The organism is Nocardioides aquaticus (assembly GCF_018459925.1).
Taxonomy (GTDB): Bacteria; Actinomycetota; Actinomycetes; order Propionibacteriales; family Nocardioidaceae; genus Nocardioides; species Nocardioides aquaticus.
This window is the reverse complement of record NZ_CP075371.1, coordinates 2,754,194-2,776,323: the sequence shown is the minus strand read 5'-3', so window position 1 is coordinate 2,776,323 and position 22,130 is coordinate 2,754,194. Positions and strand designations below refer to the sequence as shown.

The following is a 22,130-nucleotide window of genomic DNA, read 5'->3' as shown; positions in this document are numbered from 1 at the left end:
GGCGCACGGGCTCCTAGGGTGGGCGCCGTGGCGACCACGGACCCGCTCGACCTGCTGCCCGACGGGGTGGTGCTGGCTGGTGCGGACCGCCGGGTGAGCGCCGTGTCGGCCGTCGCGGCACGGATGCTCGGCCGCGACGCGGCCTCGCTGGTCGGCCTGGAGCTGGCCGAGGTGCTCGGCCTGCGCGACCCGGACGGTCGCGACTGGTACGCCTGCTGCCGGCCCTACGACGGCCTCGGCTCCCGCACCGGCGTGCCCGAGCGCTCCGTCCTGCTCCCCGACGGCGAGGAGGTCCTGGTGACCGCCCGGTTGCACCGGGCCGCACGCGGGGCACCGGTCGAGGAGGTCGCGGTCGTGCTGCGCTCCGGACGCGGCCGGGCCCGCCTCGACCGCGACCGGTCTGACCTCGTCGCCACCGTGGCCCACGAGCTGCGCTCCCCGCTGACCGGCGTCAAGGGCTTCGTCCAGGCCCTGCTGAACCGCTGGGACAAGCTGGGCGACGAGCAGAAGAAGCTGATGCTGCACACCGTCAGCAGCGACGCGGACCGGTTGAGCCGGCTGATCACCGAGCTGCTCGACGTCGCCCGGATCGACACCGGCCGCCTGCAGCTGCACGTCCGTCCCTGCCAGGCCGAGGTGCTCGTCACCCGGGTCGTGGAGTCGGTGCACGCCGGCACCGCGACCCCGGTGGAGCTGCACGTCGGCGACGACCTGCCGGCGGTGCTGGCCGACCCCGACAAGCTGACCCAGGTCGTCACCAACCTGGTCGAGAACGCTGTGAGGCACGGCGCCGGCACCGTGCGCGTCGGCCTCACCGCCGCGGACGGCGACGCGCCGGGCGTGGTGCTGGTCGTCGACGACGAGGGCGACGGGATCGCGCCGGTGCTGCGGCCGCAGGTGTTCACCAAGTTCTGGAAGGGCGGCGCCGGCGGCGGGTCCGGGCTGGGCCTCTACCTGGTGCACGGGCTGACCCGTGCGCACGGCGGCTCGGTCACGATCGGAGACGCACCCGGCGGCGGCGCCCGGCTCGTGGTGCGCTGGCCGGCGTACGACGAGGACGCCGCCGGCTGAGTGCGCGACGGAGTCGGCCGGACAACCCGGTCGCGGCGCGGGGCGGCGGCTTCCTAGACTCCTGACCATGTCCGGACCCAATACCGACTACGACCCCGTGGAGGTGACCCCGTTGGGCGCTGAGCAGGTCGACGAGGCCCGCGAGGCCGCCCTGGTCGCCATCGCCGCCGCCACCGACCTCGACGACCTCAAGGCGGTCCGGACCGCCCACACCGGCGACCGGTCGCCGCTGGCGCTGGCCAACCGGGAGATCGGCGCACTGCCGCCCCAGGCCCGCAAGGATGCCGGGCGCCGGGTCGGGCAGGCCCGCGGCGCGGTCAACCAGGCGCTGGCCGCCCGCACCGCCGAGCTCGAGGCCGCCCACGAGGCGCGGGCCCTGGTCGAGGAGGCCGTCGACGTGACGCTGCCCGCCGACCGTGCCGCGCGCGGGGGCCGGCACCCCATCACGCTGATGAGCGAGCACATCGGCGACCTCTTCGTCGCGATGGGCTGGGAGGTCGCCGAGGGCCCCGTCGTCGAGGCCGAGTGGCTCAACTTCGACGCGCTCAACCTCGGCCCGGACCACCCCGCCCGCACCATGCAGGACACCTTCTGGACCGAGCCGGCCGACCACCACGTGGTGCTGCGCACGCACACCTCACCGGTCCAGGCGCGCACGATGCTGACCCGCGAGCCCCCGATCTACGTGATCTGCCCGGGCCGGGTCTTCCGCACCGACGAGTACGACGCCACCCACAGCCCGATGTTCCACCAGGTCGAGGGGCTCGTGGTCGACCGCGGCATCTCCATGGCCCACCTCAAGGGCACCCTCGACCACTTCGCGACCCAGCTGTTCGGCGAGGGCATCACCACCCGCTTCCGGCCGTCGTACTTCCCCTTCACCGAGCCGTCGGCCGAGGTCGACCTGGTCTGCTTCGTGTGCCGCGGCGACGAGCCCGCGGTGTCGTCGTGCCGCACCTGCAAGGGCGAGGGCTGGATCGAGTGGGGCGGCTGCGGCGTGGTCAACCCGCGGGTGCTGACCGCCTGCGGCGTCGACAGCGACGTCTACACCGGCTTCGCCTTCGGCATGGGCATCGACCGGTCGTTCATGTTCCGCCACGGCGCAGAGGACCTGCGCGACATCTTCGAGGGCGACGTGCGGTACTCCGCCGCGTTCGGAACGGAGCTCTAGGACCGATGAAGGCCCCCGTCTCCTGGATCCGCGAGCACGTCGACCTGCCGGCCGACGTGACCACCGACGACCTCGCGCGGCGTCTCACCGCCCTCGGGCTCAAGCTCGAGGCGATCGAGCGTCCCGGCGAGCAGGTCACCGGCCCGCTGGTCGTCGGTCGTGTGCTGTCCGCCGATCCCGAGCCGCAGAAGAACGGCAAGACGATCAACTGGTGCGCCGTCGACGTCGGCGACGCCAACGGCACCGGCGAGCCCCAGGGCATCGTCTGCGGTGCCCACAACTTCGGCGTCGACGACCTCGTGGTCGTGGTGCTGCCCGGGGCGGTGCTGCCCGGCGACTTCGCGATCGCCGCCCGGAAGACCTACGGGCACGTCTCCGCCGGGATGATCTGCTCGGCCGCCGAGCTCGGCCTGCCGGCCGAGTCCTTCGGCTCCGCCGACGGCATCGTCGTCCTGCCGGCCGGTGCCGGTGAGCCCGGCCAGGACGCGCGCGGGCTCCTCGGCCTGGACGAGGAGGTCATCGAGTTCGAGATCAACCCCGACCGCGCCTACGCGCTGTCGCTGCGCGGGGTCGCCCGCGACGCCGCGCTGGCCTACGACCTGCCGGCCTCGGCGTTCCACGACCCGTGCCTGCGCGAGGTGCCCCCGGCCGACGACGCCGGCCACCCGGTGCGGGTCGAGGACGAGGTCGGCTGCCCGGTGTTCGTCGCCCGTACGGTCTCCGGGATCGACCCGACCGCCCCGACCCCGACCTTCATGGCACGGCGCCTGGCCCTGGCCGGGATGCGCTCGGTCTCGGTGGCCGTCGACGTCACCAACTACGTGATGCTCGAGACCGGTCGGCCGATCCACGGCTACGACGCCGACCGCCTCACCGGCACCGTCGGGGTGCGCCGCGCCCGCGAGGGCGAGCGGCTGACCACCCTCGACGGCACCGTGCGGGCCCTGGCGACCGACGACCTCGTCGTCGTCGACGACTCCGGGATCATCGGCCTGGGCGGCGTGATGGGCGGGCAGACCACCGAGATGTCCGCGACCACCACCCGGGTGCTGGTCGAGTCGGCGCACTGGGACGCCACCTCGATGTTCCGCACCGGGCGCCGGCACAAGATCACCTCGGAGGCCGGCAAGCGCAACGAGCGCGGCGTCGACCCGACGATCTGCGAGGCCGCGGCCGACCGGGTGGTCGAGCTGCTCACGACGTACGCCGGCGGCACCGCCGAGCCCGGCGTCACCGTCGTCGGCAAGGCGCCGCAGGCGCCGCCGATCACGATGGCCCGCGACCTCGCGGCCCGGGTCACCGGGATGGACGTCGACGAGACGACAGCGGCCACGCACCTGCGCGCGGTCGGCTGCGAGGTCGCCGACGGCGCCGGCGTCCTCAGCGTCGTCCCGCCGCCGTGGCGCCCGGACCTCACCGACCCCTACGACCTCGTCGAGGAGGTCGCCCGCGTCGTCGGGTACGACACGGTGCCGTCGGTGCTGCCGACCCCGCCGGCCGGGCGCGGCCTGACCCGCGGCCAGCGGCTGCGACGCCGCGTCGGACGGGCGCTGGCCGGTGCCGGTCACGTCGAGGTGATCACCTTCCCGTTCCTCGGCCAGGTCGACCTCGACCGGCTGGGCCTGCCGGCCGACGACGAGCGCCGCACGGTGCTCCGGCTGGCCAACCCGCTCTCGGCCGAGCGACCCGCGATGTCGACCACGCTGCTGCCCGGCGTGCTTGAGACGGTGGCCCGCAACCTGGGTCGCGGTGCCACCGACCTCGCGATCTTCGAGACCGGGACCGTCACCCTGCCCGGCGGCGGCGGGCCGACCCCGATCCACGGCGTCGACCACCGACCGACCCCCGAGCAGGTCGCCGCGCTCGACGCCGCCCTGCCGCGCCAGCCGCTGCACCTCGCGGTGGCGATGACCGGTCGTCGCGAGCGCGAGGGCTGGTGGGGCCCGGGCCGGGTCGCCGACTGGTCCGACGCGGTCGCGTCGGTGCGGACCGTCGCCGACGCCCTCGGGCTCGAGCTGGTCGCCCGGGCGGCCCAGCGGGCGCCGTGGCACCCCGGCCGCTGCGCCGAGCTGCTGATCGGCTCGACGTCGGTCGGGCACGCCGGCGAGCTGCACCCGAGGGTCTGCCGCGACCTGGGCCTGCCGGCGCGCACCGTGGCCGCCGAGGTCGACCTCGACGTCCTGCTCGCCCACGCCGTCGACGTCGTCCCGGCCCCGGTCCTCTCGGACTTCCCGGTGGCCAAGGAGGACGTCGCGCTGCTGGTCGACGACACGGTGCCGTCCGCCGACGTGGCCGACGCGCTGCGCCGCGGCGCCGGGGAGCTGCTCGAGTCGCTGCGGCTCTTCGACGTCTACACCGGCGAGCAGGTGGGGGAGGGGAAGCGCTCGCTGGCCTTCGCGCTGCGCTTCCGCGCCCCGGACCGGACGCTGACCGAGCAGGAGACCGGTGCGGCCCGCGACGCCGCCGTCGCGGTCGCCACGGCGGAGTGCGGCGCCGTCCAGCGCTAGCAGAGATGACGCTCGCGGACAGCCGAGATGACGCTCGCGGCGCATCGAGGTGACGCTTGCGGCGCCGTCAGTCGATCGGCTGACGCAAGATCCCGGCCAGCCGGGCGTAGGCGTCCTCGTCGCCGGACACGGTGACGCCGGCGTCGTCGGCCCGGTGCCACAGCCAGGCCTGGAGGCCGGCCGCCGTGCCGCTCACCACGAGCGAGGCGGCCGGTCCCGGCTCCTCGCTCAGGGCGAGGTCGTCCTCGTCGGCATACGTACGGGTCCCGTCCGGCGAGGTGCCGCTGAAGAGCCCGAGCCGTGTCCACAGCTCGTCGCCGGTGTCGGTCAGGTCCCAGCGGACCCAGGTCGGTCCGGGCTCGAACCGCCCCCACGGCGGGCAGCCGCCGTACATCACCGCGAGCACCTCCTCCACCCCGTCGGCGCTCAGCGCAGGATCCAGCGGGCGGACGTCACCGACGGCCTGCTCGGCGTCCAGGCGGTGGACCTGCGCCTCGAGGGCCTGACGGCGGGCGATGAACCCGAGGGTCCGGTCGGCCTCGTCGTCGGCCCACGTCCACGCAGGTTCCGCCGGGTCGCCGTCGCGGAGCGCGGCCACGAGCCGGGCCGAGGCGTCGTCGAGCACGTCCAGCAGCCCGGCGACCGAGTCGGGTCGCGTCGGCGGGGCGTACCCGGCACCCGGGTCGCGCGGGCGGTGCTCGACCACCCACGCCCACTGGTGCTGGACCTCGCCACCGAGGTGCCAGAGCAGGTCGGCGGCCGTCCAGGCCGGGCAGGCCGGGACCGGCGCGGCCGGGTCGGCGTGCGCGAGCACCTCCCGCAACCGCGAGGTCTCGTGTCGCAGGTGGTCCAGGTGCGCCGGGTGGGTGAGTCGCGGGGAGGTCACCGCTGCCACGCTAGGCCCCCGACGGCGTGTCCGCGAGCGTCATCTCGAGGCGCCGCGAGCGTCATCTGGGCTGTCCGCGAGCGTCATCTCGGCTCGCATAGTCATACGTTCGTGTGTATAGTCATGCGACATGACCACACGCATCGCCGTTGCCGGCGCCAGCGGGTACGCCGGGGGAGAGGTGCTGCGGCTCCTGCTCGGGCACCCCGAGGTCGAGATCGGCGCCCTGACCGCCGGCTCGAACGCCGGTGAGCTGCTCGGCCCGCTCCAGCCCCACCTCGTCCCGCTCGCCGACCGCCGCCTCGTCGAGACCTCCGCCGAGACCCTCGCGGGCCACGACGTGGTCTTCCTCGCCCTGCCGCACGGCCAGTCCGGACCGCTCGCCGCCCAGCTGGCCGACGACGTCCTCGTCGTCGACTGCGGCGCCGACTTCCGGCTGGAGGACGCGGGGGAGTGGGCGAAGTTCTACGGCGGCGACCACGCCGGCACCTGGCCGTACGGCCTCCCGGAGCTCCCGGGTCGCCGCGAGGCCCTGCGCGGCACGACCCGCGTGGCCGTGCCCGGCTGCTACCCGACGATCTCCAGCCTCTGCCTGGTCCCGGCGGTCGCCGCCGGCCTGGTCGAGCCGGACGTCGTCGTGGTCGCGGTGTCCGGGACCTCCGGCGCCGGCAAGGCGCCGAAGACGCACCTGATGGGTTCGGAGACGATGGGCAACGCCTCCGCCTACGGCGTGGGCGGCGTCCACCGGCACACGCCGGAGATCACCCAGAACCTCTCCCGGCTGCTCGCCGCCGACGGCTCGGTCGACCCGGCCGCCGTCCGGGTCAGCTTCACCCCGGTGCTGGTGCCGATGTCGCGCGGCATCCTGGCCACCGCGTCGGCGCCCGTACGCCCCGGCGTCACCGCCGAGCAGGTCTGCGAGGCGTACGCCGCGGCCTGCGCCGACGAGCCGTTCCTCCACCTCCTCCCCGACGGCCAGTGGCCCCAGACCAAGTCGGTGATCGGCTCCAACGCGGTCCACCTCCAGGTGGCCGTGGACGAGACCGCCGGGCGCCTGGTCGCCGTCGGCGCCGTCGACAACCTGGCCAAGGGCACCGCGGGCGCCGCGGTGCAGTGCATGAACATCGCGCTCGGCCTCGAGGAGACCCTCGGGCTGACCACGGTCGGGATCGCGCCGTGAGCGCCGAGCTGCGCCGCCACGTCGAGCAGCTGGCCGTCGCGCGCCTCGGCGCCGGCGCCGACCTGCCGTCCTGGGTCAGCTCGGCGACCCTGATGTCGATCACCGCCACCGCCGACTCCACCACGGTCGTCTGCTCGGCCGGCGCGGTCCCGCGCAAGGCGCGGCCCGAGGGCCCGTTCGCGGCGTACGAGGTCGTCCCCGACGCCGGGACCGCCCGCCCCGCCGCGCTGGCCACCGCCCTGGCCGCCCTGCCCGAGGACGCCGAGGTGCGCGTCGTCGGCACGGTCGACCACGACTGGCTGCTGGTGCCGGTCGACGCGGTCGACGTCGTCGCCGAGCAGTGGACCGAGCTGGGGCTCGACGTCGTCGACGCCCCCGCCCCCACCGCGCCCGAGCGGCCCGAGCGGCCCGAGCGGCCCGAGCGGCCCGAGCGGCCCGAGCGGCGCTCCGACGACCGCAAGCGAGACGACCGCAGGCCCGAGAGGACGAACCCGTGAGCATCACCCACCCCGCCGGCTTCCGGGCGGCCGGCGTCGCCGCCGGGCTGAAGAGCACCGGCGCCCGCGACGTCGCCCTCGTGGTCAACGACGGCCCGACCCACGACTCGGCCAGCGTCTTCACCGCCAACCGCTGCAAGGCGAACCCGGTCCTGTGGAGCCAGGAGGTCGTCAAGGACGGCGTCGTCCGGGCGGTCTTCCTCAACTCCGGCGGCGCCAACTGCTACACCGGCCCGGAGGGCTTCGCCACGACCCACGCGGTGGCCGAGCGGGTCGCCGAGCACGTCGGCATCGGCGCCGGCGACGTCGTCGTGTGCTCCACCGGCCTGATCGGGCTGACGAACGACCGCGCCACGGTGCTCGCCGGCGCCGACGCGGCGTACGACGCCCTCGCCGCCCAGGGCGGCGACGACGCGGCGCACGCGATCATGACCACCGACTCGATCAGCAAGCAGGTCGTCGTCGAGGGGGCCGGCTGGTCGGTCGGCGGGATGGCCAAGGGTGCCGGGATGCTCGCGCCGCAGCTGGCCACCATGCTCGTCGTGCTCACCACCGACGCGGTGGTCCCCGCGGCCGACCTCGACCAGGCCCTGCGCGCCGCGACCCGGGTCAGCTTCGACCGCCTCGACTCCGACGGGTGCATGTCGACCAACGACACCGTGACCGTCCTGGCCAGCGGGGCCAGCGGGATCACCCCGGCCCTGCCGGACTTCACCGAGGCCCTCACCCAGGCCTGCACCGACCTGGCCCTGCAGCTGCTCAAGGACGCCGAGGGCGCCGACCACGAGATCGCGATCACCACCCTGGGCGCGGTCAGCGAGGACGAGGCCGTCGAGGTCAGCCGCAGCGTGGCCCGGTCGAACCTGTTCAAGGCCGCGGTCTTCGGCAAGGACCCGAACTGGGGCCGGGTGCTGGCCAGCATCGGCACCACGGCGGCGACCTTCGACCCCGGCGACCTCGACGTGGCCATCAACGGGGTCTGGGTCTGCCGCGAGAGCACCCCGGCGGCCGACCCCACCGAGGTCGACCTCGATCCCCGTGAGGTCACGGTGACCATCGACCTGAAGTCGGGCGGCGAGCGGGCCACGGTCTGGACCAACGACCTCACCCACGCCTACGTCCACGAGAACAGCGCCTACTCCTCATGAGCGAGCCCACGATGAACGAGCAGACCCCGCCTGACGACACTCAGCCCGACCCGCGCCTCGACCCCGCCGGCATGGTGTTCTCCGAGATGCAGCCGGCCGACCCGGAGAAGGCCACCACCCTCGCCGCGGCCCTGCCCTGGCTGAAGCGCTACCACGGCAAGGTCGTGGTGGTGAAGTACGGCGGGAACGCGATGACCGACGACGTCCTCAAGCGCGCCTTCGCCGAGGACATCGCCTTCCTGCGCTTCGCCGGCTTCCGCCCGGTCATCGTGCACGGCGGCGGCCCGCAGATCTCCTCGATGCTCGACCGCCTCGGCATCGAGTCGGAGTTCCGCGGCGGCCTGCGGGTGACCACCCCCGAGGCGATGGACGTCGTCCGGATGGTGCTCGTCGGGCAGGTCCAGCGCGAGCTGGTCGGGCTGATCAACGAGCACGGGCCGCTCGCGGTCGGGCTCTCCGGCGAGGACGCCGGGCTCTTCACCGCCGAGGCCACCAACACCGTGGTCGACGGCGAGGAAGTCGACCTCGGCCTGGTCGGCGAGGTCGCGTCCGTGCGCCCCGAGGCCGTGCAGGACCTGATCGAGGCCGGCCGCATCCCGGTGGTCTCGTCGGTGGCCCCCGACGTCGACGGACAGGTCCACAACGTCAACGCCGACACCGCGGCGGCCGCGCTGGCCGTCGCCCTGGGCGCCGAGAAGCTGCTGGTCCTCACCGACGTCGAGGGCCTCTACCGCGACTGGCCGGCCAGCGACGACCTGATCTACGAGATCAGCCCGGAGAACCTGCACGACCTGCTCCCCACGCTGGCCAGCGGCATGGTCCCCAAGATGGCGGCCTGCCACCTGGCGGTGCGTGACGGCGTCCCGCGCGCCACCGTCGTCGACGGCCGTGAGCCGCACGCGGTCCTGCTCGAGCTGTTCACCGACGAGGGAGTCGGCACCCAGGTGCTGCCCGGCGTCGAGACGAAGTACCGCAAGGCCCGCCACAAGCCCCAGCCGAAGGAGGCGTGATGACGCTAACCCCGCCGCTGCCCACCGAGGACCTCACCGCGCGCTACGCCGACGCGGTGATGAACACCTTCGGCCCGCCCAAGCTGACCCTGGTGCGCGGCGAGGGCGCGCACGTCTGGGACGCCGACGGCAAGGAGTACGTCGACCTGCTCGGCGGGATCGCCGTCAACGCGCTCGGCCACGCCCACCCGGCGCTGGTCGGGGCCGTCCACGAGCAGATGAGCACGCTCGGGCACGTCTCCAACTTCTTCACCACCGGCCCCCAGGTCGAGCTGGCCGAGACGCTGCTGCGCCTGGTCGACGCCGGGGAGGGCAAGGTCTTCCTCGCCAACTCCGGGACCGAGGCCGTCGAGGCCGCCTTCAAGCTCACCCGGCGCACCGGGCGCACCCACGTCGTGGTGGCCGAGAACGGCTTCCACGGCCGCACCATGGGCGCCCTCGCGCTCACCTCCAAGGCGGCCTACCGCGAGCCGTTCGAGCCGCTCCCGGGCCACGTCACCTTCGTCCCGTACGGCGACAGCGCCGCGCTGGACGCCGCCGTCTCCGACGAGACCGCCGCGGTGCTGCTCGAGCCGATCCAGGGCGAGGCCGGCGTCAACGTCGCGCCCGAGGGCTATCTGGCCCACGCCCGGGCGCTGACCGAGCAGCACGGCGCGCTGCTGTGGCTCGACGAGATCCAGTCCGGCATGGGCCGGCCCGGCGCCTGGTTCGCCCACCACCTGCCCGGCATCGGCGGCGACCCGCACGTGCGCCCCGACCTGGTGACCGTGGCCAAGGGCCTGGCCGGCGGCTTCCCGATCGGGGCCTGCGTGGCGACCGGCGCGGCCGCCGACCTGCTCCAGCCCGGCAACCACGGCACCACCTTCGGTGGCAACCCGGTGGCCTGCGCGGCCGCGCTGGCCGTCATCGCCACGATCGAGGGCGACGACCTGATGGCCCACGCCGACCGGGTCGGCCGCCGCCTGCGGGCCGGTCTCGCCGCCGAGGACCGGGTGACCGAGGTACGCGGCGAGGGCCTGCTGATCGGCGTCTCGCTGAGCACCGAGAAGGCCCCCGAGGTGGTGGCCTCGGCGCAGGAGCGCGGCTGGATCGTCAACGCCACCACGCCGGACCGGGTCCGTCTCGCGCCGCCGCTGGTGCTCACCGAGGCCGACGCCGAGGCGTTCCTGGCGGCCTGGCCCGACATCCTCGACGGGGCCCAGGCGTGAGCGTCGCCGCCCCCGCCGCCGCGCCCGCCACCACGCCCCGGCCCGGGCTGCGGCACCTGCTCGCCGACGACGACCTCGACCCGGCCGAGCAGGCCGAGGTGCTCGACCTGGCCGCCGCGCTCAAGGCCGCGCCGTACGACGCGAAGCCGCTGGCCGGCCCGCGCTCGGTCGCGATGGTCTTCGACAAGCCGACCCTGCGCACCCAGGTCTCCTTCGGTGCGGGCATCGCCGAGCTCGGCGGGCACCCGATGCTGATCGACGGTGCCCTGGCCGCGATCGGGCGTCGCGAGTCGGTGCCCGACGTGGCCCGCGTGCTCGGACGGCAGGTCACCGCCATCGTGTGGCGCACCTACGCCCAGGACGACCTCGCCGCGATGGCCGAGCACGCCGGCGTCCCGGTCGTGAACGCGCTCACCGACGAGTTCCACCCCTGCCAGCTGGTCGCCGACCTGCTCACGGTCCGGGAGCGGTTCGGCACCCTCGCCGGGCTGAGCGTGGCCTTCGTCGGCGACGGCGCCTGCAACATGGGCAGCTCCTGGCTGCTGGCCGGTGCGACCGCCGGCATGCACGTGCGGGTCAGCGCCCCGGACGGCTACGTCCCGACGGACCAGATGCTCGCCCGGGCCGGTGCGATCGCGGCCCGTACGGGCGGCAGCGTCGCCGCCGTGGCCGACCCCGTGGCCGCGGTCACCGGGGCCGACGTCGTCGTCACCGACACCTGGGTCTCCATGGGTCGGGAGTCGGAGTCGGTGGCCCGCGAGAAGGTCTTCGGCGGGCACCGGCTCACCGCCGACCTGCTCTCCCACGCCGCCGAGCGCGCCGTGGTGCTGCACTGCCTGCCGGCCTACCGCGGCAAGGAGATCGACGCCGAGGTGCTGGACGGCCCGCGCAGCCTGGTCTGGGACGAGGCGGAGAACCGCCGGCACGCCCAGAAGGCCGTGTTGGCCTGGCTCGTGACCCGCTCCGGGCTGGCGGCGTCATGACCGAGTCGGCCCTGCGCCCCACCACCAAGAACGCCCGCCACCAGCGGATCATCGACCTGGTCACCCACCACGAGGTGCGGTCCCAGGCCGACCTGGCCGCGCTGCTGGCCGAGTCCGGCGTCCACGTCACCCAGGCGACGCTGTCGCGCGACCTCGTCGAGCTCGACGCTCTCAAGGTCCGCACCCCGGCCGGGTCGCTGGTCTACGCAGTCCCGGCCGAGGGCGGCGACCGCCGACCGTCGCTGCCGTCCGAGTCCGCGGCCTCGGCGGCCCGGCTGGCCCGGCTGTGCGGGGAGCTGCTGGTCAGCGCCGAGGCCAGCGCCAACCTCGTGGTGCTGCGCACCCCGCCGGGCGCGGCGCAGTTCCTGGCCTCCGCCTTCGACCGCGCCGAGCTGCCCGAGGTGCTCGGCACCATCGCCGGCGACGACACCGTGCTGGTCATCGGGCGGGACCCGCAGGGCGGCGACGACCTCGCCCGACGGTTCCTCGACCTGGCCCACCCCGACCCGACCGACCCCCTCCACACCCCGCCCGAGACCCCCACCCCACGAAGGACGGCTAACTAAAGTGAGCAAGGTTCTGACCTCCCTCCCGACCGGCAAGCGCGTCGGGATCGCGTTCTCCGGAGGCCTCGACACCTCGGTCGCCGTGGCCTGGATGCGCGAGAAGGGTGCCGTGCCGTGCACCTACACCGCCGACATCGGCCAGTACGACGAGCCCGACATCTCCGGGGTCCCCGACCGTGCGCTGCTCTACGGCGCCGAGATCGCCCGCGCCGTCGACTGCCGGACCCAGCTGGTCGAGGAGGGCCTGGCGGCGATCGCCTGCGGCGCGTTCCACATCCGCTCCGGCGGCCGCGCCTACTTCAACACCACCCCACTCGGCCGCGCGGTGACCGGCACGATGCTGGTCCGCGCGATGCACGAGGACGGTGTCGACATCTGGGGCGACGGCTCGACGTTCAAGGGCAACGACATCGAGCGGTTCTACCGCTACGGCCTGCTGGCCAACCCCGAGCTGCAGATCTACAAGCCGTGGCTCGACGCCGACTTCGTCACCGAGCTCGGCGGGCGCGACGAGATGAGCCAGTGGCTCACCGAGCACGACCTGCCCTACCGCGACAGCAAGGAGAAGGCGTACTCGACCGACGCCAACATCTGGGGCGCGACCCACGAGGCGAAGACCCTCGAGCACCTCGACGTCTCGCTGGAGACCGTCGAGCCGATCATGGGCGTGAAGTTCTGGGACCCCTCGGTGGCCATCGAGACCGAGGACGTCACGGTGCGCTTCGAGGCCGGCCGCCCGGTCGCCATCAACGGGCGGACCTTCCCCGACGCGGTCCAGCTGGTGATGGAGGCCAACGCGATCGGCGGCCGCCACGGCCTCGGCATGTCGGACCAGATCGAGAACCGGATCATCGAGGCGAAGTCGCGCGGCATCTACGAGGCCCCGGCGATCGCGCTGCTCCACATCGCCTACGAGCGGCTGGTCAACGCCATCCACAACGAGGACACCATCGCCTCCTACCACGACCAGGGCCGCCAGCTCGGCCGGCTGCTCTACGAGGGCCGCTGGCTGGACCCGCAGGCGCTGATGGTGCGCGAGTCGATCCAGCGCTGGATCGCCTCGTTGGTCACCGGCGAGGTCACCCTGCGGCTGCGCCGCGGCGAGGACTACACCGTCCTGCGCACCGACGGCCCGGCGTTCTCCTACCACCCCGACAAGCTGTCGATGGAGCGCACCGACAACGCCGCGTTCGGCCCGGTCGACCGGATCGGGCAGCTGACGATGCGCAACCTCGACATCGCCGACTCGCGCGCCAAGCTCGAGCTGTACGCCGCCCAGCCGCTGGACCAGGGCCAGGTGCTGGTCGAGAACGGGACCCTGTACGGCGAGCTGGAGCGCGGGGGAGCCGAGCGGATCTCGCGCAACCCCGCCGCCGAGGGCGACGCCAGCGACCGCTGGCTCGACGACGTCGCCATGGAGTCCGGCACCGACTGATCCGGTCCGGACACCGTCCACCGAGGGAGGACATCGTGCGCGCAGCCGTGCTGACCAGGTTCGGCGGGCCCGACGCGGTCGAGCTGCGCGACGTGGCCGACCCGCTCCCGGGCCCGGGTGGCGTACGCCTGCAGGTCACCGCCGCGGCCGTCAACAACACCGACGTCTGGACGCGGGAGGGCGCGTACGGCCTGCCGGGCGACCCCGGCGCGCTGGCCGGCTGGCTCGGCCCGGTCGCCTTCCCGCGCATCCAGGGCGCCGACGTGGTCGGCCGGGTCGACCTCGTCGGGGACGGCGTCGACCCCGGGTGGGTCGGTCGGCGGGTGCTGGTCGACCCCGGCACCTTCGACGTCACCACCGACCCGCCCCGGCTGACCGGGGTGCTGGGCAGCGAGGAGGACGGCGGCTTCGCCGAGCTCGTCGTGGTGCCGCTCGCACGCGTCCACGACGTCACCGCCTCCCCGCTCACCGACCCCGAGCTGGCCTGCCTCCCGATCGCCTACGGCACCGCCACCGGGATGCTCGAGCGCGGCGGCGTGGGGGCCGGTGAGCTGGTGCTCGTGACCGGCGCCTCCGGCGGCGTCGGCCTGGCGGCCGTGCAGCTCGCCGCGGCCCGCGGTGCACGCGTGGTCGCCCAGACCACGCCGGACAAGGCCGACCTGGTCCGGGAGGCCGGAGCCACCGCGGTGGTCGACCGCGACGCGACCGGCCTCGGGGACCTCGCCCCGGACGGCCTGGACGCGGTCGTCGACGTCGTGGCCGGCCCGCAGCTCGACCGGCTCCTGCCACGGCTGCGACCCGGCGGGCGGTGGATCGTCGCGGGTGCGGTCGCCGGACCGGTCGTGCAGCTCGACCTGCGCCGTCTCTACCTGCACGACCTGCGCCTGGTCGGGTCGACGATGCACACCCCGGCCCACTTCGCCGTGCTCGTGGATCAGGCCCTGGCCGGCGGGTTCCGCCCCCGGGTGGCCGCGACCTACCGGCTGGAGGAGCTCCACGCGGCCCACGCCGCGCTCGAGCGACGGGACCATGTGGGCAAGATCGTCGTCCTGCCGTGACGGCAGCGGCGGGCGGACCGGGCCCGCCCACCTAGGCGAGGGCCCGTTCCTTGAGCGTGCGGTACTCCGCCTCGTCGATGGCTCCGCTGTCCAGCAGCGTCCTGGCCGTGGCGATCTGGTCGACCGGGGTCCGTCCCGACGACGCTCCCCGGTACGCCTCCCGGGCCCGGGCCGCGGCCTCGTCGCCGCGCTCGGCCATCCCCCGACCCCGCACGACGAGGTAGACCAGCGCCGTGAGGGCCGGGACGACGATCAGGAACACCACCCAGACCGCCTTCCACCACCCCGACAGCTCACGGTCGCGCAGCAGGTCCCCGAGGACCTGGATGAGGACGACGAGGTAGGCGAGGAAGAAGAACGCCGAGAGCAGGAGCCAGAAGAAGTCCCAGAAGCTGTCCATGTCGGTGTCGATTCTGTGAGTGGTGGTGGTGCCCGGGCGCTCCCGGCCACCCGACTCTCCGGCAGCAGCGCCCCCCGCCGGTGGGGCCTCCGGACCTCGGACGTCGGGACTCCGGACCTGTCCCGGCAGGGGCCTGCGCCACCCCGGAGCACGACGTCGGCCCCTGGCGGTCCCGACGGTGCCGGTCCTAGCGTCGGTCCATCCCGGTGGCCCAGGCCGCCCACGGTCTCGGTCACGGCGAGGAGACGCGATGTCCAAGGACTGGTACACCCTGAGCCCGACCGGCCTGCTGGCGCGCGGAGTGCTGGGCATCGCCTTCGGCGTGATGGTGATGGTGTGGCCGATCACCTCCGGCCTGGCGTTCGTGATGCTCTGGGGGTTCTGGGTGCTCGTGGACTCGCTGGGGTCGCTCGGCCAGACGCTGCGCTCGGACACCACCGGCCGGATGTGGCTCGGCCTGCTCGGGCTGTTCGGCCTGGTGGCGGCCTTCCTCGCGATCGTGACGCCCGCGATGACGGCGGTCGCCGCCACCTGGGCCGTCGGGCTGTGGCTGCTGCTCCGCGGCGGTGTCGAGCTGGCCGGCGCCTTCGGCGCCGCGGGGGACACCTCGCGCTGGCTGCTGGTCCTCAGCGGCGTCCTGTCGATGCTGGTGGGCGTGCTGCTGGTGACGAACCCGGGACGCAGCGCGATCGCCCTGGCGTTCTGGTTCGGCGTCTCGATGGTGCTGTGGGGCGCCGCCCACCTCGGCCTCGCGCTCCTCGTGCGCCGGCACCGGAGCGTGCCCGCGAGCGGCAGCACCGCCGGTGACGCCGCCCTGCGATGACGGCAGGAGACGCCGCCCAGGCGCGGCGACGCCTCGCGGGGCGCGCCCCGGTGCGGGCGGTCGACGTGGTCGACCTGTTCGTCTACGTCGTGGTGCTCAACCTCGCGGTCGAGCACGTCCCCTCGGTGCTCAGCGAGGGGTTCACGCTGTCGCTGCTGACCGCGCTCCTGCTCAAGGTCGTCCTCGAGGTGGTCGTCCTGGTCAAGGGGCGGGTGCGCACCCTGATGAGGTCCAGCGAGACGCCCCGGGGCAGGCTCCTGGCTGCGCTGCTGCTCTGGTTGCTGGCCGTCGGCAGCAAGATCGTCGTGCTCGAAGCGGTCGACCTGCTCTTCGGTGACGCGGTCAGCCTCGGGGGGTTCTTCTCGGTGACCGGGCTCGTGGTCGTCCTGCTGCTCTGTCGCGCCGCCGTGCGGCGCGTCCTCCGGGAGACGCCACCCGCCGCCGACGACAGCAGCGGATCACTGCCACCAGGTGGCAGTGATCCGCTGCTGTCGCGCTCGGGAGGCTGACGGCCTCCGCGGTCTCACTCCACGTCGTCGTCGACCCAGTCGAGGGTCTTGGTGACGGCCTTCTTCCAGTTCCGCATCAGCCGCTCCCGCTCGCCGTCCTCCATCGAGGGGCTCCAGCGCTTGTCCTCGCCCCAGTTCTTGGTGATGTCGTCGGTGTTGGCCCAGTAGCCCACGGCGAGCCCCGCGGCGTACGCGGCCCCGAGCGCCGTGGTCTCCGCGACCTTCGGGCGCACCACGTCCACGCCGAGGATGTCGGCCTGGAACTGCATCAGCGTCTCGTTGACGACCATGCCGCCGTCCACCTTGAGCTCGGTCAGCGGGACCCCGGAGTCGGCGTCCATCGCGTCGGAGACCTCGCGGGTCTGGAAGGCGGTCGACTCGAGCACGGCCCGCGCGATGTGGCCCTTGTTGACGTAGCGGGTCAGCCCCACCAGCGCGCCGCGGGCGTCGGGACGCCAGTGCGGGGCGAAGAGGCCGGAGAACGCGGGGACGAAGTACGCGCCACCGTTGTCGTCGACCTTCTTGGCCAGCTCCTCGATCTCGGGGGCCGAGGAGATCATGCCGAGGTTGTCGCGCACCCACTGCACCAGCGACCCGGTGACCGCGATCGACCCCTCCAGGGCGTAGACCACGGGCTCCTCGCCGAGCTTGTAGCAGATCGTGGTGAGCAGGCCGTTCTCGCTCGGGACCTGCTCGGTACCGGTGTTGAGCAGCATGAAGTTGCCGGTGCCGTAGGTGTTCTTGGCCATCCCCTTCTCCAGGCAGGCCTGCCCGAAGGTGGCGGCCTGCTGGTCACCGAGGATGCCGGCGACCGGGACGCCCTTGAGGACGCCGGGCTTGCACTCGCCGTAGATCTCCGAGGAGGACTTGATCGTCGGCAGCATGGACATCGGGATGCCCATGTCGGCCGCGATCGACTCGTCCCACGTCAGCGTGGAGAGGTCCATCAGCATGGTGCGGCTGGCGTTGGTGACGTCCGTGACGTGCTCGCCGTCGTTCTCCGCGCCGCCGGTGAGGTTCCACAGCACCCAGGTGTCGGTGTTGCCGAAGATCAGGTCCCCGGCCTCGGCCTTCTCCCGCGCGCCCTCGACGTTGTCGAGGATCCAGGTGATCTTCGGCCCGGAGAAGTAGGTCGCCAACGGCAGGCCGCAGACGTCCTTGTACCGCTCCTCGCCGCCGTCCGCGGCGAGCTTGTCGACGATCTTCTGGGTACGCACGTCCTGCCAGACGATCGCGTTGTAGACCGGCTGCCCGGTGTGCCGGTCCCAGACGAGCGCGGTCTCGCGCTGGTTGGTGATGCCGACCGCCGCGATGTTGCCGGAGTTCAGGTTGGCCTTCGACAGCGCGCCGCCGATGACCTTGCGGGTGTTGCCCCAGATCTCGAGGCCGTCGTGCTCCACCCACCCGGCGCGCGGGAAGATCTGCTCGTGCTCGACCTGGTCGCTGGACACGACCTGCCCGGCGTGGTCGAAGATCATCGCGCGGGTGCTCGTGGTGCCCTGGTCGATCGCGAGGACGTAGGTCTTGTCAGCCATGTGCGGTTCCTTCGGTCGGTGTGCGTGCGAGTCAGGTGCAGGTGGTGGGCGGGCCTCAGACCATGGACGCGTAGTCCATCAGCTGGGCGACGTAGCCGCCGAGCGCGCCGCCGATGAGGGGGCCGACGATCGGCACCCAGGCGTAGCCCCAGCCGCTCGGGCCCTTGTCCGAGATGGGCAGCAGCGCGTGCGCGATGCGGGGGCCGAGGTCACGGGCCGGGTTGATCGCGTAACCGGTGGGACCACCGAGGCTGGCACCGATGCCGACGACGAGCAGCGCCACGGCGAGCGGGCCGAGGCCCGACGGGGTCGCCCCGAAGGCCACGATGACGAAGACCAGCACGAAGGTGCCGATCACCTCGGTGAGGACGTTCCAGACGGGGGCGTGGATCCCGGGCGCGGTGCTGAAGACGCCCAGCTTGTCCGCAGGCAGGGCGTCGGCCTCGTCGAAGTGCTTCTTGTAGGCCACCCAGCACAGCACGGCGCCGAGGAAGGCGCCGAGCAGCTGGCCGGCGAAGTAGGTGAGCACCTCGCCGAACGACAGGCCGGAGTCCCCGGCGAAGAGGAGGCCGACGGTGACGGCCGGGTTGATGTGCGCGCCCGACTTGACGGCCACGTAGACGCCGGCGAAGACCGCCAGCCCCCACCCGAAGTTGATCATCAGGAAGCCGCCGGCGTTGCCGTTGGTCTTCGGGAGCACGGCGTTGGCGACGACGCCGCAGCCGAGCAGCAGCAGCGTGGCGGTCCCCAGGAGTTCTGGGATGAAGATGTCGGTGAGCAAGGCTGACCCTCTCGTTGGTGGTGCCGCCGGCGCCCGGGACGTCGTCGACGGTGTCGACGCGGCGTGACCCGGGTCACGCTAGACACCCTGGCGGGGGAGCGCCAGGCTCGCCACGCGCTTACTCTGGAAAGTCCGGCACCATCCGCACGGAGAGAAGGATGTCCCCATGGTCACAGCAGCCCGTCTCGGACCCGAGGAGCGCGCCCGCGCCTGGCAGGATCTCGGTGCCCGCGAGCTCGACGTCCTGGTCGTCGGTGGCGGCGTCACCGGCGCCGGTGTCGCGCTCGACGCCGCGACACGGGGCCTGCGGGTGGCCATGGTCGAGCAGCGCGACCTGGCCTCCGGCACGTCCTCCCGCAGCTCCAAGCTCTTCCACGGGGGGCTGCGCTACCTCGAGCAGATGAACTTCGTGCTGGTGCGCGAGGCGCTCAAGGAGCGGGAGCTGATGCTGACCCGCCTCGCCCCCCACCTGGTGAAGCCGGTCAAGTTCCTGTACCCGCTGAAGCACCGCATCTGGGAGCGCCCCTACGTCACCGCCGGCCTCACGCTGTACGACCGGATGGGCGGCGCACGCTCGGTGCCCGGCCACCGCCAGCTGACGCGGACGATGGCGCGACGCATCGTCCCGGCGCTGAAGAAGGACGCGCTGACCGGCGCCCTGCTCTACTACGACGCCCAGGCCGACGACGCCCGGCACACGATGATGGTCGCCCGCACCGCCGCGTCGTACGGCGCGGCCGTGCTCACTTCGGCGAAGGTCGAGGAGCTGCTCCGCGCCGGCGAGCGGGTCGTGGGCGCCCGCGTCACCGACGTCGAGACCGGCGAGAGCCACGAGGTCAGCGCCCGCGTCGTCATCAACTGCACCGGCGTCTGGACCGACGACGTCCAGGAGATGGCCGGCGGCCGGGGCCGCTTCCGGGTGCGCGCCTCGAAGGGCGTGCACATCGTCGTCCCGCGCGACCGGATCAACGCCGAGGCCGGGATGATCCTGCGCACCGAGAAGTCCGTGCTGTTCGTCATCCCGTGGGGCACCCACTGGATCATCGGCACCACCGACACCGACTGGGACCTCGACAAGGCGCACCCCGCGGCCAGCCGCGAGGACATCGACTACATCCTCGACCACGTCAACGAGGTGCTCTCGACCCCGCTGACCCACGACGACATCGAGGGCGTGTACGCCGGTCTCCGCCCGCTGCTGGCCGGGGAGTCCGAGGCCAGCTCGCAGCTGTCCCGCGAGCACGCCGTCGCCCGGCCGCAGCCCGGCCTGATCTCGATCGCCGGCGGCAAGTACACGACCTACCGCGTGATGGCCGCCGACGCGGTCGACGCCGCCAAGGAGGACCTCGGTCCGGGCGTGGTCGACAGCGTGACGGAGAACGTCCCGCTGGTCGGCGCCGAGGGGTACCAGGCCCTGGCCAACCAGGTCGAGCGGCTCGCCCGCGAGCACGGCGTGCCGGCGTGGCGCGTCCAGCACCTGCTGGACCGGTACGGCTCGCTGCTCACCGAGGTGCTGCACGTCGCCGAGGGCGACTCGTCGCTGCTCCAGCCGGTGCCCGGTGCCGAGGAGTACCTCCGCGCCGAGCTCGTCTACGCCGTGAGCCACGAGGGGGCGCTGCACCTCGACGACCTCCTCGCCCGCCGGACGCGGATCTCGATCGAGAGCCCCGACCGCGGGATCGTCGCGGCCCGGGACACCGCCGAGCTGGTGGCGCCGGTGCTCGGCTGGGACGCCGACCGGATCTCCGACGAGGTCGCGGCGTACGAGGCGCGGGTCGCCGCGGAGCGGGAGTCGCAGTCCGAGGGCGACGACCTCACGGCCAACGCCGAACGGCTGGCCGCGCCCGACATCCGGGCCCGTGCGGTCGGCCGCGCGCTGGACTGACAGGGTGGGCGGCGTGACCAGCCCGACCGGCCCGACCAGTCCGACCGGCCCGACCGGCCCGACCGTGCGCGGAGCGCTCTGGGGCGGCCGGTTCGCCGACGGTCCCAGCCCCGAGCTCGAGGCGCTGTCGCGCTCGACGCACTTCGACTGGCGGCTCACGCCGTACGACCTGGCGGGGTCCCGGGCGCACGCCCGGGCCCTGCACCGCGCCGGCCTGCTCGACGACGAGGCGCTGGCGGTGCTCCTCGGCGGGCTCGACGCGCTGGGGGAGCGGTACGCCGCCGGCGACCTGCACCCCGACCCCTCCGACGAGGACGTGCACGGTGCGCTCGAGCGGCTGCTGCTGGAGGAGGTCGGGCCGGAGGTCGGCGGGCGGCTGCGGGCGGGCCGCAGCCGCAACGACCAGATCGCCACGCTGTTCAAGGTGTTCCTGCGTGACCACGTCCGCGTCGTCTCGTCGCAGCTGCTCGACCTCGTCGACGTCCTCGTCGCGCAGGCGGACGCGCACCTGGGGGACCGGCCGACCGTGATGCCGGGACGCACGCACCTGCAGCACGCCCAGCCGGTGCTGCTGTCCCACCACCTGCTCGCCCACGCCTGGCCGCTGCTGCGCGACGTCGACCGGCTGGCCGACTGGGACCGCCGCGTGGCGGGCGACTCGCCGTACGGGTCCGGCGCGCTGGCCGGGTCGAGCCTGGGCCTGGACCCGGAGGCGGTCGCCGCGGAGCTGGGGTTCACCGGGTCGAGCGCGAACTCGATCGACGGCACGGCCGCCCGCGACTTCGTCGCCGAGCTGGCCTACGTCACCGCCCAGGTCGGCGTGGACCTGTCCCGGCTCGCCGAGGAGGTCATCCTCTGGGCGACCAGGGAGTTCGCCTTCGTCACGCTCCACGACTCCTGGTCGACGGGGTCGAGCATCATGCCGCAGAAGAAGAACCCCGACATCGCGGAGCTCGCGCGGGGCAAGGCCGGACGGCTGATCGGCAACCTGACCGGGTTGATGGCGACGTTGAAGGCGCTGCCGCTGGCCTACAACCGGGACCTGCAGGAGGACAAGGAGCCGGTCTTCGACTCCGTGGACACCCTCGAGGTGCTGCTGCCGGCGATGAGCGGGATGGTCGCGACCCTGGTCTTCGACCGCGACCGGCTGGCCGAGCTGGCCCCCGAGGGGTTCTCGCTCGCCACCGACGTCGCGGAGTGGCTGGTGCGGGAGGGGGTCGCGTTCCGCGTCGCGCACGAGCTCGCCGGCGCCTGCGTGCGGCGGTGCGAGGAGCTCGGCGTCGGGCTCGCCGACCTCAGCGAGGAGCAGCTGGCCGCGGTCTCGCCGCTGCTGACGCCCGGGGTGCGCGACGTGCTGACCGTCGAGGGGTCCGTCTCCTCCCGCTCGGGACGCGGCGGCACCGCGGCGGTCCGGGTGCGCGAGCAGCTGGCCGAGGTCGGGACCCGCGCGGCCGCGCTGCGCGAGGCGCTGGCCTGA

20 protein-coding genes are annotated in these 22,130 nt (G+C 73.7%); 16 read left to right on the top strand and 4 right to left on the bottom strand.

The genetic code is table 11. The features are described 5' to 3' along the window. Nucleotides 1-27 precede the first annotated feature (27 nt). The 3 genes from ENKNEFLB_RS13460 (at nucleotide 28) to pheT (ending at nucleotide 4,749) form a co-directional block, all read left to right on the top strand. Nucleotides 28-1,071, top strand: a complete 1,044-nt coding sequence (locus ENKNEFLB_RS13460) for a sensor histidine kinase (RefSeq protein ID WP_246535542.1) — start codon at nucleotides 28-30, stop codon at nucleotides 1,069-1,071. A 67-nt stretch (nucleotides 1,072-1,138) separates the two neighbouring features. Further along, the gene (gene pheS / locus ENKNEFLB_RS13455; RefSeq protein ID WP_214055883.1) at nucleotides 1,139-2,242 is read left to right on the top strand and encodes a phenylalanine--tRNA ligase subunit alpha; all 1,104 of its coding nucleotides are present in this window, start codon (nucleotides 1,139-1,141) and stop codon (nucleotides 2,240-2,242) included. A 5-nt stretch (nucleotides 2,243-2,247) separates the two neighbouring features. Further along, nucleotides 2,248-4,749, top strand: a complete 2,502-nt coding sequence (pheT, locus tag ENKNEFLB_RS13450) for a phenylalanine--tRNA ligase subunit beta (RefSeq protein ID WP_214055882.1) — start codon at nucleotides 2,248-2,250, stop codon at nucleotides 4,747-4,749. Nucleotides 4,750-4,816: 67 nt separating this feature from the next. Here pheT and ENKNEFLB_RS13445 read toward each other — a convergent pair whose 3' ends face one another. After that, on the bottom strand, nucleotides 4,817-5,635 hold the full coding sequence (locus ENKNEFLB_RS13445; protein WP_214055881.1) for a maleylpyruvate isomerase N-terminal domain-containing protein: 819 nt from the start codon (nucleotides 5,633-5,635) through the stop codon (nucleotides 4,817-4,819). Nucleotides 5,636-5,765: 130 nt separating this feature from the next. Here ENKNEFLB_RS13445 and argC point away from each other — a divergent pair, with 130 nt between their 5' ends. The 9 genes from argC to ENKNEFLB_RS13400 all read left to right on the top strand — a co-directional run bounded on the left by argC (nucleotide 5,766) and on the right by ENKNEFLB_RS13400 (nucleotide 14,720). Further along, nucleotides 5,766-6,815 (top strand): N-acetyl-gamma-glutamyl-phosphate reductase, encoded by a 1,050-nt coding sequence (argC, locus tag ENKNEFLB_RS13440; protein ID WP_214055880.1) that lies wholly within the window; start codon nucleotides 5,766-5,768, stop codon nucleotides 6,813-6,815. Continuing rightward, nucleotides 6,812-7,312 carry a hypothetical protein gene (locus tag ENKNEFLB_RS13435; protein WP_214055879.1) on the top strand — a complete coding sequence of 167 codons (501 nt, stop codon included), beginning with the start codon at nucleotides 6,812-6,814 and terminating at the stop codon, nucleotides 7,310-7,312. The genes argC and ENKNEFLB_RS13435 overlap by 4 nt, the downstream gene beginning before the upstream one ends. Further along, nucleotides 7,309-8,460, top strand: a complete 1,152-nt coding sequence (gene argJ, locus ENKNEFLB_RS13430; RefSeq protein WP_214055878.1) for a bifunctional glutamate N-acetyltransferase/amino-acid acetyltransferase ArgJ — start codon at nucleotides 7,309-7,311, stop codon at nucleotides 8,458-8,460. Before ENKNEFLB_RS13435 ends, argJ begins: the two co-directional genes overlap by 4 nt. Before the next feature lie 71 nt (nucleotides 8,461-8,531). Continuing rightward, nucleotides 8,532-9,470 (top strand): acetylglutamate kinase, encoded by a 939-nt coding sequence (gene argB, locus ENKNEFLB_RS13425; protein ID WP_214059480.1) that lies wholly within the window; start codon nucleotides 8,532-8,534, stop codon nucleotides 9,468-9,470. Then, nucleotides 9,470-10,678, top strand: coding sequence for an acetylornithine transaminase (locus tag ENKNEFLB_RS13420; protein WP_214055877.1), 1,209 nt, complete (start codon nucleotides 9,470-9,472; stop codon nucleotides 10,676-10,678). The genes argB and ENKNEFLB_RS13420 overlap by 1 nt, the downstream gene beginning before the upstream one ends. Beyond that, the gene (gene argF / locus ENKNEFLB_RS13415) at nucleotides 10,675-11,661 is read left to right on the top strand and encodes an ornithine carbamoyltransferase (protein WP_246535541.1); all 987 of its coding nucleotides are present in this window, start codon (nucleotides 10,675-10,677) and stop codon (nucleotides 11,659-11,661) included. Before ENKNEFLB_RS13420 ends, argF begins: the two co-directional genes overlap by 4 nt. Next, nucleotides 11,658-12,227 carry an arginine repressor gene (locus ENKNEFLB_RS13410; protein ID WP_214055876.1) on the top strand — a complete coding sequence of 190 codons (570 nt, stop codon included), beginning with the start codon at nucleotides 11,658-11,660 and terminating at the stop codon, nucleotides 12,225-12,227. The genes argF and ENKNEFLB_RS13410 overlap by 4 nt, the downstream gene beginning before the upstream one ends. 1 nt (nucleotide 12,228) lies before the next feature. Further along, nucleotides 12,229-13,662: an argininosuccinate synthase gene (gene argG / locus ENKNEFLB_RS13405; RefSeq protein ID WP_214055875.1), complete on the top strand. Its 1,434-nt coding sequence runs from the start codon at nucleotides 12,229-12,231 to the stop codon at nucleotides 13,660-13,662. A 35-nt stretch (nucleotides 13,663-13,697) separates the two neighbouring features. Next, on the top strand, nucleotides 13,698-14,720 hold the full coding sequence (locus ENKNEFLB_RS13400) for a zinc-binding dehydrogenase (RefSeq protein ID WP_214055874.1): 1,023 nt from the start codon (nucleotides 13,698-13,700) through the stop codon (nucleotides 14,718-14,720). A gap of 31 nt (nucleotides 14,721-14,751) precedes the next feature. On the opposite strand, the gene ENKNEFLB_RS13395 is transcribed toward ENKNEFLB_RS13400, so the two are convergent. Further along, a complete protein-coding gene (locus tag ENKNEFLB_RS13395; RefSeq protein WP_214055873.1) occupies nucleotides 14,752-15,120 on the bottom strand; it encodes an SHOCT domain-containing protein in 369 nt (122 codons plus the stop codon). 250 nt (nucleotides 15,121-15,370) lie between these two features. Between ENKNEFLB_RS13395 and ENKNEFLB_RS13390 the strand changes: the two genes are divergently transcribed. Beyond that, on the top strand, nucleotides 15,371-15,943 hold the full coding sequence (locus ENKNEFLB_RS13390; RefSeq protein WP_214055872.1) for an HdeD family acid-resistance protein: 573 nt from the start codon (nucleotides 15,371-15,373) through the stop codon (nucleotides 15,941-15,943). Further along, nucleotides 15,940-16,452 (top strand): hypothetical protein, encoded by a 513-nt coding sequence (locus tag ENKNEFLB_RS13385; protein ID WP_214055871.1) that lies wholly within the window; start codon nucleotides 15,940-15,942, stop codon nucleotides 16,450-16,452. The genes ENKNEFLB_RS13390 and ENKNEFLB_RS13385 overlap by 4 nt, the downstream gene beginning before the upstream one ends. A 14-nt stretch (nucleotides 16,453-16,466) precedes the next feature. Here ENKNEFLB_RS13385 and glpK read toward each other — a convergent pair whose 3' ends face one another. Continuing rightward, nucleotides 16,467-17,987 (bottom strand): glycerol kinase GlpK, encoded by a 1,521-nt coding sequence (gene glpK, locus ENKNEFLB_RS13380; RefSeq protein ID WP_214055870.1) that lies wholly within the window; start codon nucleotides 17,985-17,987, stop codon nucleotides 16,467-16,469. Nucleotides 17,988-18,042: 55 nt separating this feature from the next. Next, entirely contained in the window at nucleotides 18,043-18,768 is a 726-nt protein-coding gene (locus tag ENKNEFLB_RS13375; RefSeq protein ID WP_214055869.1) for an MIP/aquaporin family protein, read from the bottom strand. Nucleotides 18,769-18,934: 166 nt separating this feature from the next. Here ENKNEFLB_RS13375 and glpD point away from each other — a divergent pair, with 166 nt between their 5' ends. Both glpD and argH read left to right on the top strand, forming a co-directional pair. Continuing rightward, nucleotides 18,935-20,653, top strand: a complete 1,719-nt coding sequence (gene glpD / locus ENKNEFLB_RS13370; RefSeq protein ID WP_214055868.1) for a glycerol-3-phosphate dehydrogenase — start codon at nucleotides 18,935-18,937, stop codon at nucleotides 20,651-20,653. 13 nt (nucleotides 20,654-20,666) lie between these two features. Then, nucleotides 20,667-22,130, top strand: coding sequence for an argininosuccinate lyase (gene argH, locus ENKNEFLB_RS13365; protein WP_420830506.1), 1,464 nt, complete (start codon nucleotides 20,667-20,669; stop codon nucleotides 22,128-22,130).